Raw genomic sequence first — 15,223 nt, forward strand, 5'->3', positions numbered from 1 at the left:
CTGCTCAGCGGGCCTTCAGAGCGCGTCGGGACCGCGCTCGCCGGTCCTGACCCGTACGGCCGTCTCGACCGGGATCGACCAGACCTTGCCGTCACCGATCTTGCCGGTGCGGGCCGCCTTGACCACCACGTCGATCAACTGCTCGGCGTCGTCGTCCTCGACCAGGACCTCGATGCGGATCTTGGGGACCAGGTCGACGGTGTACTCGGCACCGCGGTAGACCTCGGTGTGGCCCCTCTGCCGACCGTAGCCGCTGGCCTCGGTGACCGTCAGGCCGTGTACTCCGAAGGCCTGCAGGGCCTCCTTGATCTCGTCGAGCCGGTGCGGCTTCACGACGGCGGTGATGAGCTTCATGCGTCCACCTTCTTGCTCTGGGCCACGGCGGCGGCGACGGCGGTCTTGGCGGCACCGCCACCGGCGCCGCTGAAGTCGTATGCGGTCTCGGCGTGCTCGGCCTGGTCGATGCCGGCGATCTCGTCGTCCTCGGGGACCCTCATGCCCATGGTCTTGTCGAGGATGAAGGCGAGGATCGCGGAGACGATCAGGGAGTAGGCCAGCACCGCGAAGACACCGGCGCACTGCTTCCAGAACTGGGTCAGGCCGCCGCCGTAGAAGAGGCCCTCGACGGTGGACTGGCCCTTGCCGCTGGCGAAGAGGCCGATCAGCAGGGAGCCGGCGACACCGCCGACCAGGTGGACGCCGACGACGTCGAGGGAGTCGTCGTAGCCGAACTTGTACTTCAGGCCGACGGCCATGGCGCACAGCACACCGGCGATGGCGCCGACCGCGATCGCGCCGAGCGGGGTGACCGCACCGCCGGCCGGGGTGATGGCGACCAGGCCCGCGACGGCGCCGGAGGCGGCACCGAGCGTGGTGAACGCGCCGTGGCGGATCTTCTCGTAGATGAGCCAGGCCAGCATGGCGGCGGCGGTGGCGACCTGCGTGTTGACGAACATCAGCGCGCCGACGCCGTCGTCGTTGCCGAGCCAGGAGCCGGCGTTGAAGCCGAACCAGCCGAACCACAGCAGACCGGCGCCGAGCATCACCAGCGGCAGGCTGTGCGGGCGCATCGGGTCCTTCTTGAAGCCGACGCGCTTGCCGATGACGAGGATCACGCCGAGCGCCGCGGCACCCGCGTTGATGTGCACCGCCGTACCGCCGGCGAAGTCGATGACGCCGAGCTCGAAGGCCCAGCCGCCGGCGCCCCAGACCCAGTGCGCGACCGGGAAGTAGACGACCGTGGCCCACAGGGCGATGAACAGCGCCCAGGCGCTGAACTTCACGCGGTCCGCGAGGGCGCCGCTGATCAGGGCGGGCGTGATGATCGCGAACATCAGCTGGAAGACCAGGAACACGAACACCGGGATGGTGTAGCCGGGCCACAGCTCCGTCAGGCCGATGTTGCCGAGGCCGACCCAGTCGGAGTTCCAGCCGATGAGGCTGCCGGAGTCGGTGCCGAACGCCATGGAGAAGCCGTACAGCACCCACAGGATGGTGACGATCCCGAGGCTGATGAAGCTCATCATCAGCATGTTCAGGGTGCTCTTGACGCGGACCATGCCTCCGTAGAAGAAGGCCAGACCCGGGGTCATGAGCATCACCAGGGCGGAACAGATGAGCATGAACCCTGTGTTCGCGGCAGAGAGCTTGTCTGCGGCAAGGGTGATGGCTGGTGCCATCGGCGTCTCCTCGTCATGTGTACGGCCCCGTGCGGGCGAAGCCTCGAGCGGATTGAGGGGCGGGCCGGTTATGCGCCACGAGATTGGCGCAGCGCGGTTTCGGTCGAAGCCCCTCGTTGTTTCGCGACCGTGACGAAGGCGCCTTCTGTGTTACGCGTCGATGAACTGCCGGATTGCGGCCGACCCGATCGTTATCGTGGCGCAACCTTCGGCTTTCGGACAGCCGGGGGAACACAGACCGGCCGCGGTCGGCCTTCCGATGACCTGGCATGGGGGAGCCGAGTCGGGCAGTTCGGGAGGGCCGGCCGCGGCCGGGGTTCTGGGGTGGTGCGGCTTGTCAGACCGCTTCGGCGGTCTCGGGCAGTTCGGCGGAGAGCCGCTCGGTGAGATCGACGACCTCGCCCAGGTCGCCGAAGTCGCGTGCAGCGGTGTCGACCGTCTTGCGGATGCGGGTGTTCACCCGCTCGGAGCGGACCTTCTTGGCGACCTGCATGGCCTCGGTGGCGAAGACCGTGCTCCGCTCGGGCTCGCGCTGGAGGAGGTGGACCGTGGCCATGCCGATCAGGTTCAGCGCGTACGAGCGCTGGTGCTCGTCGTCCTCGGCGAAGAGCTCGACCGCCCGGTTCATCAGGGGCTCGGCCAGCGAGGCGTAGGTGGGGCTGCGCCCGGCGACGTAGGCCAGGTCGCGGTAGGAGTGGGAGTTCTCGCCGTACAGCTCGGCCTCGGAGAAGAAGCGGATCCAGTCGGGGTCCGGCTCGTCCCACTCGTCGGCCTCGGAGAAGGTGTCCTCGGCCATCCGGACCGCGCGCTTGCACTTGCCGGGCTGCCCCATGTTCGCGTAGGCGCGGGCCTCCATCGCATACAGCATCGACTGGGTGCGCGGGCTCGCGCAGTCCCGGCTGCCGTACTGTGCGAGGTGGATCAGCTCCAGCGCGTCGTCGGGCCGGCCGAGGTGGATCATCTGGCGGCTCATGCTGGACAGCACGTAGGAGCCGAGGGGCCGGTCGCCCGCCTCCTTGGCGGCGTGCAGCGCGAGGACGAAGTACTTCTGCGCGGTCGGCTGGAGCCCGATGTCGTAGGACATCCAGCCCGCCAGCTCGGCGAGTTCGGCGGCGACCTTGAATAGGCGGCGGGTGGTGGACTCCGGCTGGGGCTCCTGGAGGAGGTCGGTCACCTCGTGCAGCTGCCCGACGACCGCCTTGCGGCGCAGGCCGCCGCCGCACTGGGCGTCCCACTGCCGGAACATCACCGTCGTGGACTCCAGGAGGTCCAGCTCCGGCTTGGAGAGGCGGCCACGGGCGCGCCCTGAGCCGCCCGCGGGCTCGGGCGCGGACCTCGGGGCCGCGGGCGAGGGGACGAGCCAGCGCTGCATGGGCTCGATGAGGGCCGGGCCCGCAGACAGCGCCAGCGAGCTCCCGAGGAAGCCGCGCCGCGCCAGCATCAGGTCGCTGCGCGAGAACTCGCTGAGCAGGGCCACCGTCTGCGGGCCCGTCCAGGGCAGGTCGACGCCGGTCGCGGAGGGTGACTGGCGCGCCGTGCGCAGCCCCAGGTCCTCGACGGAGACGACGACGCCGAAGCGCTCCGAGAACAGCTCGGACAGGATCCTGGGGATCGGCTCGCGGGGGTTCTCGCCGTCGAGCCAGCGGCGCACGCGCGAGGTGTCCGTGGAGATGTGGTTGGCGCCCAACTGGCGTGCCCTGCGGTTGACCTGGCGGGCGAGCTCGCCCTTGGACCAGCCGCTGCGCACGAACCAGGAGGTGAGCAGCTCGTTCGGGCGCTTGTCAGCGTGCGTCGCGCCCGCAGCGTTCGTTCCGCTTCCGCCGTTGCCGCTCACTGGAACGCCCCCATCCCTGAGACCACTTGTCGCCGAGTGCGCCAAGCCCTATCAGCATGCCGGTTCATACGGCCGTCCGTCCGGCCCTTGTCACCCTTCGAACGGAATGACGACTTGCCTCCGGCATACCCACGAGCGCATGTGCCCCCAGGACTCGTGCACACAAAGTAATCCTACGATCACCCGTCCAGCCACGGCTCACACGGAAACGCCACCATTCGCCACCCCTTCGAATGAACTCACGTACGCCTACGCGCGATTCACTTGACACAGCACGACCAGGAGCGGGTGCAGCGATGCATTCGGGGGCGCGCGTCGTCGGGCACGCCACCCTGGGCACATCCGGGCGCTGAATGAACCGAGCACCGCCGGGAAGGCGGAAACGGAGAGTCACGCATCGCGTCCGCAGCGTAACCACCGCTGCGTCGGACCCGTTGGAGGGGGCATGGGCTTCACGATCGGCATCAGCCGGGGCATGCGCGACATCCGGACCGGATCACGCCGCCGCAGCCGCGCGTCGGACGGCACGGCGGTGGCCGAGTACACCGGACTGTGGGGCTGGGACGTGGTGCCGGGCGCCCGGGCCTCGGCGGGCGCCTGTTCCTGCGGCCATGACGACTGCCCGGCGCCGGGTGCGCACCCGCTGGACTTCGCGCCCGTGCTCGCGGCCGGGGCGACGCTGGACGACGTGACGCGGGCGTGGGGCGAGTTCCCCGGCGCCTCGGTGATGCTGCCGGTCGGCCGGGCGTTCGACGTCATCGAGGTGGCCGAGCCCGCCGGCCGCCGTGCGCTGGCCCGGCTGGAGCGCATGGGCCTGCCCGTCGGCCCGGTCGCGGCGACTCCGGACGGCCGCGCCCACTTCTTCGTCGCCCCCGGCGCCGCCGCCGACCTGCCCGGCCTGCTGTACCGCATGGGCTGGGACGACCCGGACTCCCTCGACCTGCGCGGCCTCGGCCCGGGCGCACACATCACGGCGCCGCCCTCCGACCGCGGCGGCCTCGGCCCGGTGCGCTGGCTCCGCTCCCCCGCCCTGGACTCGGCGTCCCGCCCGCCGGAGGCCCGTCTGGTGCTGGGCACGCTCGCGTACGTGGCCCACCGGTCGCGGGCCTAGGAACGGCACAGACGCACACGGCGAAGCGCCCGGCCCCGACCGAATCCCGGGGGCGGGCGCTTCGCCGCGCACGTACGACTTTCGAAGGTGATTCCTCGGTGAGTGCCGAGCTCACTCTCCGATAAGGGCGTCAACGAACGCCTCCGGCTCGAACGGCGCCAGGTCGTCCGCGCCCTCGCCGAGCCCGATGAGCTTGACCGGGACGCCCAGCTCGCGCTGGACCGCGACCACGATGCCGCCCTTGGCCGTGCCGTCCAGCTTGGTCAGCACGATGCCGGTGATGTCGACGACCTCGGAGAAGACCCGGGCCTGCACCAGGCCGTTCTGGCCGGTGGTGGCGTCCAGGACGAGCAGCACCTCGTCGACGGGCGCGTGCTTCTCCACGACCCGCTTGACCTTGCCGAGCTCGTCCATGAGGCCGGTCTTGGTGTGCAGGCGGCCGGCGGTGTCGATGAGCACGACGTTCGCGCCCATCTCCTTGCCCTCCTTGACCGCGTCGAAGGCGACGGACGCCGGGTCGCCGGCCTCCGGCCCGCGCACGGTGTGGGCGCCGACGCGCTCGCCCCAGGTCTGGAGCTGGTCGGCGGCGGCGGCACGGAAGGTGTCGGCGGCGCCGAGGACGACGCTCTGGCCGTCGGCCACCAGGACGCGGGCGAGCTTGCCGGTGGTGGTGGTCTTGCCGGTGCCGTTGACGCCGACGACCATCACGATGCCCGGCTTGCGGTCCTCCGGCTCGGTCTTGACCGCGCGGTCCATGTCGCGGCCGACCAGCGTGATCAGTTCCTCGCGCAGCAGGGTGCGCAGTTCCTCGGGGGTGCGGGTGCCGAGCACCTTCACGCGCTCGCGCAGCCGCTCGACCAGTTCCTGGGTGGGCTGCACGCCGACATCGGCAGTGAGCAGCGTGTCCTCGATCTCCTCCCAGGTGTCCTCGTCGAGGTGCTCGCGCGACAGCAGGGTGAGCAGGCCCTTGCCGAGGGCGTTCTGCGAGCGGGAGAGCCGGGTCCGCAGCCGGACCAGGCGGCCTGCGGTGGGTTCCGGGATCTCGATCTCGGGAGCTTCGGCGGGCGGCTCCTCGACTACGACCGGAGCCGAGCCGTCCGGGAGATCCACCTCCTCTATCGTGCGCCGCGGTTCCTCCCGCGGCGTCTCGGCCTCGTCGCCGACGTGCGGCTCGGCCGGTGGGGCGGTGATGTCGGGCGCTGCGGGCGGGGGCGGGGGCAGCTGCTTCTTGCGCCGGCTGCCGACGATGAGCCCGCCGAGCGCGCCGAGCACGACCACGGCGATGACTACAGCAAGGATGACGATGTCCATAACGCGTCCAGTATCAGTCATGGGGCCCCGGGTCACCCTGCTCGCACCGCACCGGAGGGCCGGGCGCCGCCGGATCTCCACACCCCTGGATGTCTGACGCCTCGTCAGCTAACGTCCCCCGGACACCCGCCGGTGGAGGGAGACGCCCCCATGCCCGTCACGGTCCTACGCTTCAACCTCGTCGCTCCCGGGGCGACCCCCGCCGAGCTCGGCGCCCGGTACCGGGCGGCCCTGGAGATGGCGGCGTACGCCGACGACCGGGGCGTGAGCACCGTGCAGACGGAGGAGCACCACGGGGCCGGGAACAACTGGCTGCCGGCCCCGTTCGCGTTCGCCGGGGCCGTCTTCGGCGCCACCCGGCGTGTCGCGGTCACCGTCTCGGCGATCATCGGCCCGCTGCACGACCCGCTGCGGCTGGCCGAGGAGATCGCCGTGCTGGACCTGCTGAGCAACGGCCGACTGGTGACGGTCGCCGGGATCGGGTACCGGCCGGAGGAGTACGACCTCTTCGGCGTGGACTTCGCCCGGCGCGGCAGGCTCCAGGACGAGCTGCTGGAGACCCTGCTGAAGGCGTGGACCGGCGAGCCCTTCTCCTACCGCGGCCGCACCGTCCGCATCACCCCGCGCCCCTTCACCGACCCGCATCCCTTGCTCCTGGTGGGCGGTTCCTCCAGGGCCGCCGCCCGCCGCGCCGCCCGCCTCGGCCTGCCCTTCTTTCCCAGCGCGCACCTGCCGGAGCTGGAGGCGTATTACAAGGAGCTGCTGGTCGAGTACGGCACCGAGGGCTGGGTGATGATGCCCGCCGCCGAGACGCCGCTGCTGCACGTGGCCGAGGACCCGGACCGGGCCTGGGCGCGGTACGGGCAGCATTTCCTGCACGAGGCGCGGACGTACGCCTCCTGGCAGTCGGGCGGGGTGCGCTCGGCGGTGAAGTCGGCCGCGACGACGGTCGAGGACCTGCGCGCGGAGGGCGTGTACCGGATCCTCCCCCCGGACGCGTGCGTGACGCTGGGACTGGACTCCTATGTCCTGCACCCGCTGGCGGGCGGGATGCCGGTGGAGGAGGGGTGGCGGAGTCTGCAGCTGTTCTGCGAGCAGGTGCTGCCGCGGCTCGGGAGCTGACGAACCCCGATATCCGGTGGTCCGCCGCGGCACCGTGGTGATCCACTGGCGCGATGAGCCTCTCGGTCGACGTGTTCGTGCGTGAGCCGGGCGGACAGCGGCGGATCCTCGACGTCCCGGAAGGACGCGACGACTCGGCCGGGTTCGAGTCCTGGCGCCGGACGGTGTGGGGATCGGAGCCGGTGCGCGCGCTGGGCGCCCGGTTCCTGCCGGTGCTGGCCGACGACGACGTGGCGATCGAGGCCGAGGAGGTCGCGGACTTCCTGCGCGAGGTGGCGCTGCTGCGCGAGCACCTCGACGCGATCGCCGAGAACACGTGGCGACCGCGCGGACTCGCCGAGCACCGGGCGGGGCTGGTGCGGCGGCTGCGGAACCTGGAGGTGGCCGCCCTGCACGCCCGGGTGATCGAGGGCGGGGTGCTGATCTGGTGAGACGACAGACCGCCGCCCCGGCTCGGGCAGTGGCCGAACCGGGGCGGCGGCGGGTTACGGGGAGAGGGGCAGCGGGGACTTTGGCCCTTCTCCCCGAGTCTCGGGACGGGTCTAGCCCATCTCCTCCAGGGCCTTGCCCTTCGTCTCCTTGACGAACTTCAGGACGAACGGGATCGAGAGCGCGGCGAACGCGGTGTAGATCACGTACGTCACGGAGAGGTTCCAGTCGGCCAGCGACGGGAAGCTCGCGGTGATGGCCCAGTTGGCGATCCACTGCGCGGCGGCGGCCACGCCCAGCGCGGCGGCACGGATCCGGTTCGGGAACATCTCGCCGAGCATGACCCAGACGACCACACCCCAGGACAGGGCGAAGAAGAGGACGAAGACGTGCGCGGCGATCAGGGCGATCCAGCCCTGCGCGGCCGGCAGCTTGCCGTCGACGAGGTGGTACGAGAACGCCCAGGCCTCCAGCGCCAGGCCGACGACCATGCCGACCGAGCCGATGATCGCGAGCGGCCTGCGTCCGATGCGGTCGACGAAGATCATCGCGATGACGGTGCCGACGATGTTGATGATCGACGTGGTGAAGGAGTAGAAGAACGAGTCCGCGGGGTCGACACCGACCGACTGCCACAGCGTCGAGGAGTAGTAGAACGCGACGTTGATGCCGACGAACTGCTGGAAGACCGACAGGCCGATGCCGACCCAGACGATCGGCTTGAAGAAGAAGCTGCCGCCGAGCAGGTCCTTGAAGCTGGACTTGTGCTCGCTCTTCATGGCGCCCTCGATCTCGGCGACACGGGCGTCCAGGTCGACGTCCTTGCCCTCGACCTCGGCGAGGATCTCCCGGGCGCGCTCGTGCTTGCCGACGGAGATGAGGAAGCGCGGGGACTCGGGGATGGCGAAGGAGAGCAGCCCGTAGAGGATGGCCGGGATGACCATGACGCCGAGCATGACCTGCCAGGCCTCCAGGCCCATCAGCTTGCCGCGCTGGTCACCGTCGGCGGCGTTCAGCAGGCCCCAGTTGACCAGCTGCGACACGGCGATGCCGATGACGATCGCGGCCTGCTGGAAGGAGCCGAGCCGGCCGCGGTAGGCGGGCGGGGCGACCTCGGCGATGTAGGCCGGGCCGATCACGGAGGCCATGCCGATGGCGAAGCCGCCGACGACGCGCCAGAAGGCGAGGTCCCACAGGGCGAAGGGCAGCGCGGAGCCGACGGCGCTGACCGTGAAGAGGACCGCGGCGATCTGCATGCACCGGATACGGCCGATGCGGTCGGCTATGCGGCCGGCGGTGGCGGCGCCGACGGCGCAGCCGATGAGGGCGATGGCGATGACCTGGGCCAGGGCTGCGGAGCCGACGTCGTAGCGGCCGCGGATGGCTTCGACGGCACCGTTGATCACGGAGCTGTCGTAGCCGAAGAGGAAACCGCCCATCGCGGCCGCCGCCGCGATGAAGATGACGTGCCCGAGATGATCGGGGTGAGCCGTCCTGGCTCCTGACTTGGGTGCCTGCGCTGTGCTGGTCACGTGTACTCCTCGGGCCACCGGCAACGCTGCCGGAGGGAATCAGCCCTTCGAGGTCCACCTCAAGGTACCTGAAGGTAAAAGGAACGTTGCCGAGACTATGCCTTCAAGTTTCGAAGTCAATAGGGCAATCGCTTTGGATCTGAGGCAGGAGCGTGGCGGCTGTGTGTTCAAGTGTTGAAGTAGTGAAGAGCCGCAGGTGAGACCGGTGTAGAGCACACCTATCTAGCGGAGGCGCTGGCTGATGACCTTAGACACACCGTCGCCCTGCATGGAGACGCCGTAGAGCGCGTCGGCGACCTCCATCGTGCGCTTCTGGTGGGTGATCACGATCAGCTGGGAGGCCTCCTGGAGCTCCTGCATGATCCGGATCAGCCGCTGGAGGTTGGTGTCGTCGAGGGCGGCCTCGACCTCGTCCATGACGTAGAACGGGCTGGGCCGCGCCTTGAAGATCGACACGAGCATCGCCACCGCGGTCAGCGACCGCTCCCCGCCCGAGAGCAGCGACAGCCGCTTGACCTTCTTGCCCGGCGGCCGGGCCTCGACGTCCACGCCCGTGGTGAGCATGTTGTCGGGGTCGGTCAGGATCAGCCGCCCGTCTCCACCGGGGAACAGCCGGCTGAAGACGCCCTCGAACTCCCGGGCCGTGTCGCGAAAGGCCTCGGTGAAGACCTGCTCGACGCGCTCGTCGACCTCCTTCACCACCTGCAGGAGGTCCGCCCGCGTCTTCTTCAGGTCTTCGAGCTGCTCGCTGAGGAACTGGTGGCGCTCCTCCAGCGCCGCGAACTCCTCCAGGGCGAGCGGGTTCACCTTGCCGAGCTGCTGGTAGGCACGCTCGGCGGCCTTGAGGCGCTTCTCCTGCTCGGCCCGGAGATACGGCCGGGGCAGGTTGCGCGGATGCTCCGGGTCCTCCGGCAGCTCCTCGCCCTCGGCGGGGGGCGAGGGCGGCACGAGCTGGTGCGGTCCGTACTCCGCCACCAGTCCGGCCGGTTCGACACCCAGCTCCTCCAGCGCCTTGGTCTCCAGCTGCTCGATGCGCAGCCGCTTCTCGGCGCCGAGTACCTCGCCGCGGTGGACCGAATCCGTCAACTTGTCGAGCTCTGCCTTGAGATCGCGCCCCTCGGTGCGGGCGCGGGCGAGTTCCTGCTCCCGGCGGGCCTTCGCGGCCTCGGCGGCGGTGCGTTCCTCGTCGGCACGGGCCAGGGAGACCTCGACGTGCGCGAGCAGCTGCCGCGCGCCCGAGCCGACGGCCTCGGCGACGGCCGCCTCGTGCCGCAGCCGGGCCCGCCGCTGTTCGGCACGCGCGCGTGCGTCGCGTTCGGCGCGGGCGGCCCGGTCGAGCGAGTCGGCCCGTCCGGCCAGACCCTTGACCCGTTCCTCGTGCGTACGAGCCTGGAGGCGGGCCTCCATCTCGGTCTGGCGGGCGTTGGCGCCGTCGGCGGCGAGCCGGTCCCGGGCGGAGGTGTCGGGCTCCTCCTCGATCGGCATCTCCTCGGCGACGGCGAGCCGCTCGGCGAGTTCCTCGACCTCTTCGAGCGCCCTGTCGAGGGCCTCCTGCGCCCGGGCCGCGGCGGCGGTGGACCGCTCGGCCTCCCCCGCCGCGCCCCGCGCCTGTCCGGCGAGACGGCCGAGCTGCTGGGCGACGGCCGACTTCTCCCGGTCGGCGGCGCGGCGCCGCTCCCCCAGCTCCTCGACGAGCGCGGCGCTCTCCTTGCGCCGGGCGACGGCCGCGGCTTGCGTCTCGGTCAGAGCCTCGCAGCGGACGGCGAGCTCTTCCAGCTCGGCGGCCGCCTCGTCGACGGAGGCCTGTACTTCGAGGAGGCTGGGTGCGCCGGCGGAGCCGCCGTGGGCGAAGTGGGCGCCGAGGAGGTCGCCTTCGGCGGTGACGGCGGTGAAGTGGGGGTGGCTGTATACGAGGTCTTCGGCGTCTTCGAGCGTGCCGACGACGACGATGCCGTGCAGCAGCCGTCGGACGGCCGGCATGAGGTCGGAGGGGCCGCGTACCAGATCTGCGGCGTAGGTGTGGCGGGCGTCTGCAGGGCCGTTGTGGCTGGTCGCGCAGTTCCCCGCGCTCCTGAGGGCGTCATCTCCCGCCAGGAGCAGGGTGGCCCTGCCTCCGTCCTGTTTGCGCAGGAGCCGGATCGCGTCGGCCGCGGATGCCGGGGACGTGACCGCGATGGCGTCCGCCGCCGCCCCGAACGCGGCGGCCAGGGCGACCTCGTGGCCCGGGGTCACCGTCAGCAGCTCCGCCGCCGGGCCGAGGAGGCCGGAGAGACGGTCCTTCGCCGCGAGCAGTATTCCGGTGCCGTCCTTGCGGCGCAGGCCCAGGGCCAGGGCCTCGTGGCGGGCCTGGGTGGCGGCGCGCCTCCGTTCCGCCGCCGTGGCGGCCTCGCGGGCGGCCGTGAGGGCGGCCTCGGCGTCGGTGAGCTGCTGTTTGGCCGACTCGTGCTGTTCGGCGAGGTCGGCGTCGCCGGCGTCGAGGCCGTCGACCTCGGCCTGGAGAGCCTCGTACTCCTCCTGGGCTGCGACGGCACGTTCCTGTGCCTCGTCGCGGGCGGCGGCCAGGCGTTCGATCTCGGCCTGGGCCGAGGCCGCGCGGGAGCGGGCGGCGTTGACCTGGCCGCTGAGCCGGGCCAGGCCCTCGCGCCGGTCGGCGATGGCGCGGGCGGCGTCCTTCAGACGCCGTTCCTCCTGGGTCAGGGCGCGTTCCAGCTCGGCCCGGTGGGCGACCGTGTCCTCCAGGGCGCGTTCGGCCGCCTCCAGGGCCGCCTCCAGCTCGGCCTCCTGCTCGCGGATGCGGGCGGCCTCGCGCTCCATGTCCTCGGGGTCGCGGCCGCGCCGCTCCTCGGGGGGCGCGGAGGTGGCGCTCTTCACCCGGGCGTCGGCCAGCGAGATCGTGCCGCGCACCCGTTCGGCGAGCTGGGAGAGCTCGTACCAGGTCTGCTGGGCGCGCTGGAGCCGCGGCGTGAGCTGCCGGACCTCGTCCTCCAGCAGGGCCTCGCGCTGTTGCGCCTTGCGCAGATCCTGCTCGGCGGACTCCTTGCGCTCCTTCAGTGCCGCCTCGTCGGCGACCTCGGCCTTGAGAGCCTCCCGGAGCCGTACGAGGTCGTCGGCCAGGAGACGCAGGCGGGCGTCGCGCAGGTCGGCCTGGATGACGGCGGCCCTGCGGGCGACGGCGGCCTGGCGGCCGAGGGGCTTGAGCTGCCGTCTGAGCTCGTCGGTGAGGTCCTGCACGCGCGCGAGGTTGGCCTGCATCGCGTCCAGCTTGCGCAGCGCCTTCTCTTTGCGCTTGCGGTGCTTGAGGACGCCGGCGGCCTCCTCGATGAAGGCGCGGCGGCCCATGGGATCGGCATGGAGCACGGAGTCGAGCTGGCCCTGGCCGACGATCACGTGCATCTCGCGGCCGATGCCGGAGTCGGAGAGGAGCTCCTGGATGTCGAGGAGGCGGCAGGTGTCGCCGTTGATCTGGTACTCGCTGCCGCCGTTGCGGAACATGATCCGCGTGATGGTGACCTCGGCGTACTCGATGGGCAGGGCCCCGTCGGAATTGTCGATGGTCAGGGACACCTCGGCGCGGCCCAGCGGGGGGCGGCCGGTGGTGCCGGCGAAGATGACGTCCTCCATCTTGCCGCCGCGCAGCGATTTGGCGCCCTGCTCGCCCATGACCCAGCTGAGCGCGTCGACGACGTTGGACTTGCCCGAGCCGTTCGGTCCGACGACGCACGTGATCCCCGGCTCGAACCGGAGGGTGGTCGCCGAGGCGAACGACTTGAACCCGCGGAGGGTCAGGGCCTTGAGGTGCACGCCGCCGGACTCTACCGCCCAGGTTGGTCTCACTCCATGAACCCACGGTTTCGCCGTTGAACGCGCAGGGCACATCAGACGTTAAAGACGGTGAAAGGATGCGGGGGCAAGAAAGAAGGGACGCCGACAGGGCGTCCCTTGCACTTCTGACTACTAGGCGGTTGTGACGGGCGGCCCAACCACTGCTGTGCTGCTGTGCTGTTGTGGAGCGGTGCAGTGATCAGGTGAGCGCAGGCTCCGCCTGGTGTGCGTCAACGCTCTCCATGATCCTGTCGTGAGAAGCGGCAGCCGTCAGCGCTTCGTTCTCCGCCTGGATTCGTCCGAGCTCGGATTCCAGGTCCTGGACGCGCTGCTGGAGCCGTCGCATCTCGGCGAGGAGTCGAGGGTCGGAGCCGCCGACGTAACCGAGAAGCGCCTTTGCCATGATGGATGGTCCTCCACAATGCGTGACCGACCGCTGCGGTGTGGGTCGTGAGGGATTCGCACCCGCGGTCTTGGCAGGGCCTGGAGTTGTACTGCCGTTCAGCCATGCCAAACAGCTAAGGTGCGCGGGGCTTTCAGCGTCTCACCAAAAAGTTTGACGGTCAACACGATCACGCCCCGTATTGGGGGGCGACCCGGGCGCGCGCGGCCTGGAACGGCCGTACTGCGGCTTCTGCGGGGCCCTCGGGGCGTGGCGATCATCCTTGCGTGTGGAGCGGGCCAAGGCAAGCGGTTCTGGCAATCACCAGCGAGTTTCCATCCGGGACGGCCGCCTGCGACCCGCTTGAGGGCGGCCCCGTGGGCCGCCCGGCGGGAGTGATCACCGGATGGCGAAGCCGTCGTAGCCGCCGCGAGGTGTGTCCCAGATCTCGGTGACGCCGTCCACGCGCCCGGGCGTGTCGTCACCCTGGAGCCACTCCAGCAGGCCTTCGCAGCCTTCGCGCCCACCCTCGGCGACCACCTGGACCCGGCCGTCGCCCAAATTGAGAGCAAAGCCACTCAGGCCGCCGATCTCCAGAGCCTTGGCCCGCGTGAACCAGCGGAAACCCACACCTTGGACGCGTCCACGCACCCAGGCGACCAGTCGCACATCCTCGCTCATGACTGCAACCTAACCGCCCAATCTCTCTCCGGGCACTTCCTCCACTTGCGCCATGCGGTACCGTCCCCCCTCAACGAATCTCATATGAAACTCACACGATCGGGTGAGTTTGGTGTTGATCTCGAGGACGAGTCGACCGCCAGGACGAGGAAGGCCAGGACATGGGACGCCACCGACGCTCGGACGCCGGACGCGCCGCCACGGGCCGCGCCACGGGAATCACCCACCCCGACGGCTTCGCGGGGGGCCACGATCCGCTGTACCCCACCGCGGACGACGCCCCGACGATGGGCATCGCGCCCTATCTGAACCCGGAGGCGTACGCCGGCAGCTACGCGAAGACCGAGGCCTACCTGTTCGGGGACGAGGCGTCCGCCGCGGGTGACCGCTACGACGACACGGCCTTCTTCGCGAGCGACGGATTCGCGAGCGACGGCTTCACGCCCGACGGCGGCGCGCGGCGTTCCGGCTCGCACCGCCGCCGCAAGAAGACCGCCCGGCCGATGCGCACCGGGCTGCTCGGCGTCTCCGCCGCCGTCGCCCTCGGCACGGTCGCGGTCGCCACCGGCGCCGTGCCCGGCCTCGACAACTACAAGCTCGGCGGAGGCGGCGGGGCCGACAAGGTCCAGGCCGGGGACACGCCGACGAACACCCCGATCGAGCAGGGCGGCACCTCCGGCAGCGCCGACAGCCGGGGCGAGACGCCCACCAGCCGGGACGCCGAGCGTTCCGGCTCGCCGTCGCCGTCCGCCTCGAAGTCGTCGGCCGCGCCGACGAAGACGCCGGAGACGCCGGAGAAGACGGAGAAGACGCAGGAGAAGACCCCGGAGAAGAAGGCGCCGGCGGCCACTCCGAGCGAGAAGCCGGACAACACTCCCTCGCGTACGGCCACGAAGGCGCCGGAGAAGCCCAGCGCTTCCGCCGCCCTGTCCGGGGAGTCCTCCGCGGCGGCCCAGGTCCTCAGCCTCGTGAACGAGGAGCGGGCCAAGGTGGGCTGCAGCCCGGTCGCGGCCAACAGCGCGCTGCAGTCGCTGGCGCAGAACTACAGCGAGGACATGGCCGCGCGGGGCTTCTTCGACCACACCGACCCGGACGGCCGCACCCCCTGGGACCGGGCCGAGAAGGCCGGGATATCCAACCTCGGCGGCGAGAACATCGCCCGCGGCCAGGCCGACGCCGCGGCCGTGATGGACGCCTGGATGAACAGCCCCGGCCACCGCGCCAACATACTGAACTGCGACTTCAAGACGCTGGGCGTCGGAGTCGAGCTCGGCTCCGGCGGCCCCTGGTGGACGCAGAACTTCGGCTACTGAGCCCTGC

Annotated in this window: 12 protein-coding genes; 4 read left to right on the plus strand and 8 right to left on the minus strand. The window is 70.9% G+C overall.

Annotated elements, in window-relative coordinates:
* Positions 1-15: 15 nt before the first annotated feature.
* The 3 genes from IE153_RS37830 to nsdA form a co-directional block, all read right to left on the minus strand.
* Complete coding sequence (locus IE153_RS37830) at positions 16-354, minus strand: P-II family nitrogen regulator (protein WP_030231663.1); 339 nt, start codon at positions 352-354, stop codon at positions 16-18.
* The gene (locus tag IE153_RS37835) at positions 351-1,679 is read right to left on the minus strand and encodes an ammonium transporter (RefSeq protein ID WP_189594214.1); all 1,329 of its coding nucleotides are present in this window, start codon (positions 1,677-1,679) and stop codon (positions 351-353) included. The genes IE153_RS37830 and IE153_RS37835 overlap by 4 nt, the downstream gene beginning before the upstream one ends.
* Positions 1,680-2,016: 337 nt before the next feature.
* Complete coding sequence (gene nsdA, locus IE153_RS37840; RefSeq protein ID WP_189594215.1) at positions 2,017-3,513, minus strand: transcriptional repressor NsdA; 1,497 nt, start codon at positions 3,511-3,513, stop codon at positions 2,017-2,019.
* A gap of 445 nt (positions 3,514-3,958) precedes the next feature.
* Between nsdA and IE153_RS37845 the strand changes: the two genes are divergently transcribed.
* Positions 3,959-4,624, plus strand: a complete 666-nt coding sequence (locus IE153_RS37845; protein WP_189594216.1) for a bifunctional DNA primase/polymerase — start codon at positions 3,959-3,961, stop codon at positions 4,622-4,624.
* A 111-nt stretch (positions 4,625-4,735) separates the two neighbouring features.
* Here the strand turns inward: IE153_RS37845 and ftsY are convergent, their stop codons facing one another.
* Positions 4,736-5,935 (minus strand): signal recognition particle-docking protein FtsY, encoded by a 1,200-nt coding sequence (gene ftsY / locus IE153_RS37850; protein WP_189594217.1) that lies wholly within the window; start codon positions 5,933-5,935, stop codon positions 4,736-4,738.
* Between the two features lie 150 nt (positions 5,936-6,085).
* Here ftsY and IE153_RS37855 point away from each other — a divergent pair, with 150 nt between their 5' ends.
* Positions 6,086-7,057 (plus strand): LLM class flavin-dependent oxidoreductase, encoded by a 972-nt coding sequence (locus IE153_RS37855; RefSeq protein WP_189594218.1) that lies wholly within the window; start codon positions 6,086-6,088, stop codon positions 7,055-7,057.
* Positions 7,058-7,110: 53 nt separating this feature from the next.
* Entirely contained in the window at positions 7,111-7,488 is a 378-nt protein-coding gene (locus IE153_RS37860; RefSeq protein WP_189594219.1) for a hypothetical protein, read from the plus strand.
* Positions 7,489-7,599: 111 nt separating this feature from the next.
* Here the strand turns inward: IE153_RS37860 and IE153_RS37865 are convergent, their stop codons facing one another.
* From IE153_RS37865 to IE153_RS37880, 4 genes are all read right to left on the minus strand, one after another.
* Entirely contained in the window at positions 7,600-9,018 is a 1,419-nt protein-coding gene (locus IE153_RS37865; RefSeq protein ID WP_031109914.1) for a sugar porter family MFS transporter, read from the minus strand.
* Between the two features lie 222 nt (positions 9,019-9,240).
* Positions 9,241-12,819 carry a chromosome segregation protein SMC gene (smc, locus tag IE153_RS37870; RefSeq protein WP_189594220.1) on the minus strand — a complete coding sequence of 1,193 codons (3,579 nt, stop codon included), beginning with the start codon at positions 12,817-12,819 and terminating at the stop codon, positions 9,241-9,243.
* A 220-nt stretch (positions 12,820-13,039) separates the two neighbouring features.
* Positions 13,040-13,243: a hypothetical protein gene (locus IE153_RS37875; protein ID WP_030852030.1), complete on the minus strand. Its 204-nt coding sequence runs from the start codon at positions 13,241-13,243 to the stop codon at positions 13,040-13,042.
* A 378-nt stretch (positions 13,244-13,621) separates the two neighbouring features.
* Positions 13,622-13,903 carry an acylphosphatase gene (locus IE153_RS37880; RefSeq protein ID WP_031108009.1) on the minus strand — a complete coding sequence of 94 codons (282 nt, stop codon included), beginning with the start codon at positions 13,901-13,903 and terminating at the stop codon, positions 13,622-13,624.
* Positions 13,904-14,064: 161 nt separating this feature from the next.
* On the opposite strand from IE153_RS37880, the gene IE153_RS37885 reads away from it, so the two are divergent.
* A complete protein-coding gene (locus IE153_RS37885) occupies positions 14,065-15,216 on the plus strand; it encodes a CAP domain-containing protein (protein WP_189594221.1) in 1,152 nt (383 codons plus the stop codon).
* Positions 15,217-15,223 lie beyond the last annotated feature (7 nt).

The sequence above is a fragment of the Streptomyces massasporeus genome (assembly GCF_014648995.1).
Lineage (GTDB): Bacteria > Actinomycetota > Actinomycetes > Streptomycetales > Streptomycetaceae > Streptomyces > Streptomyces massasporeus.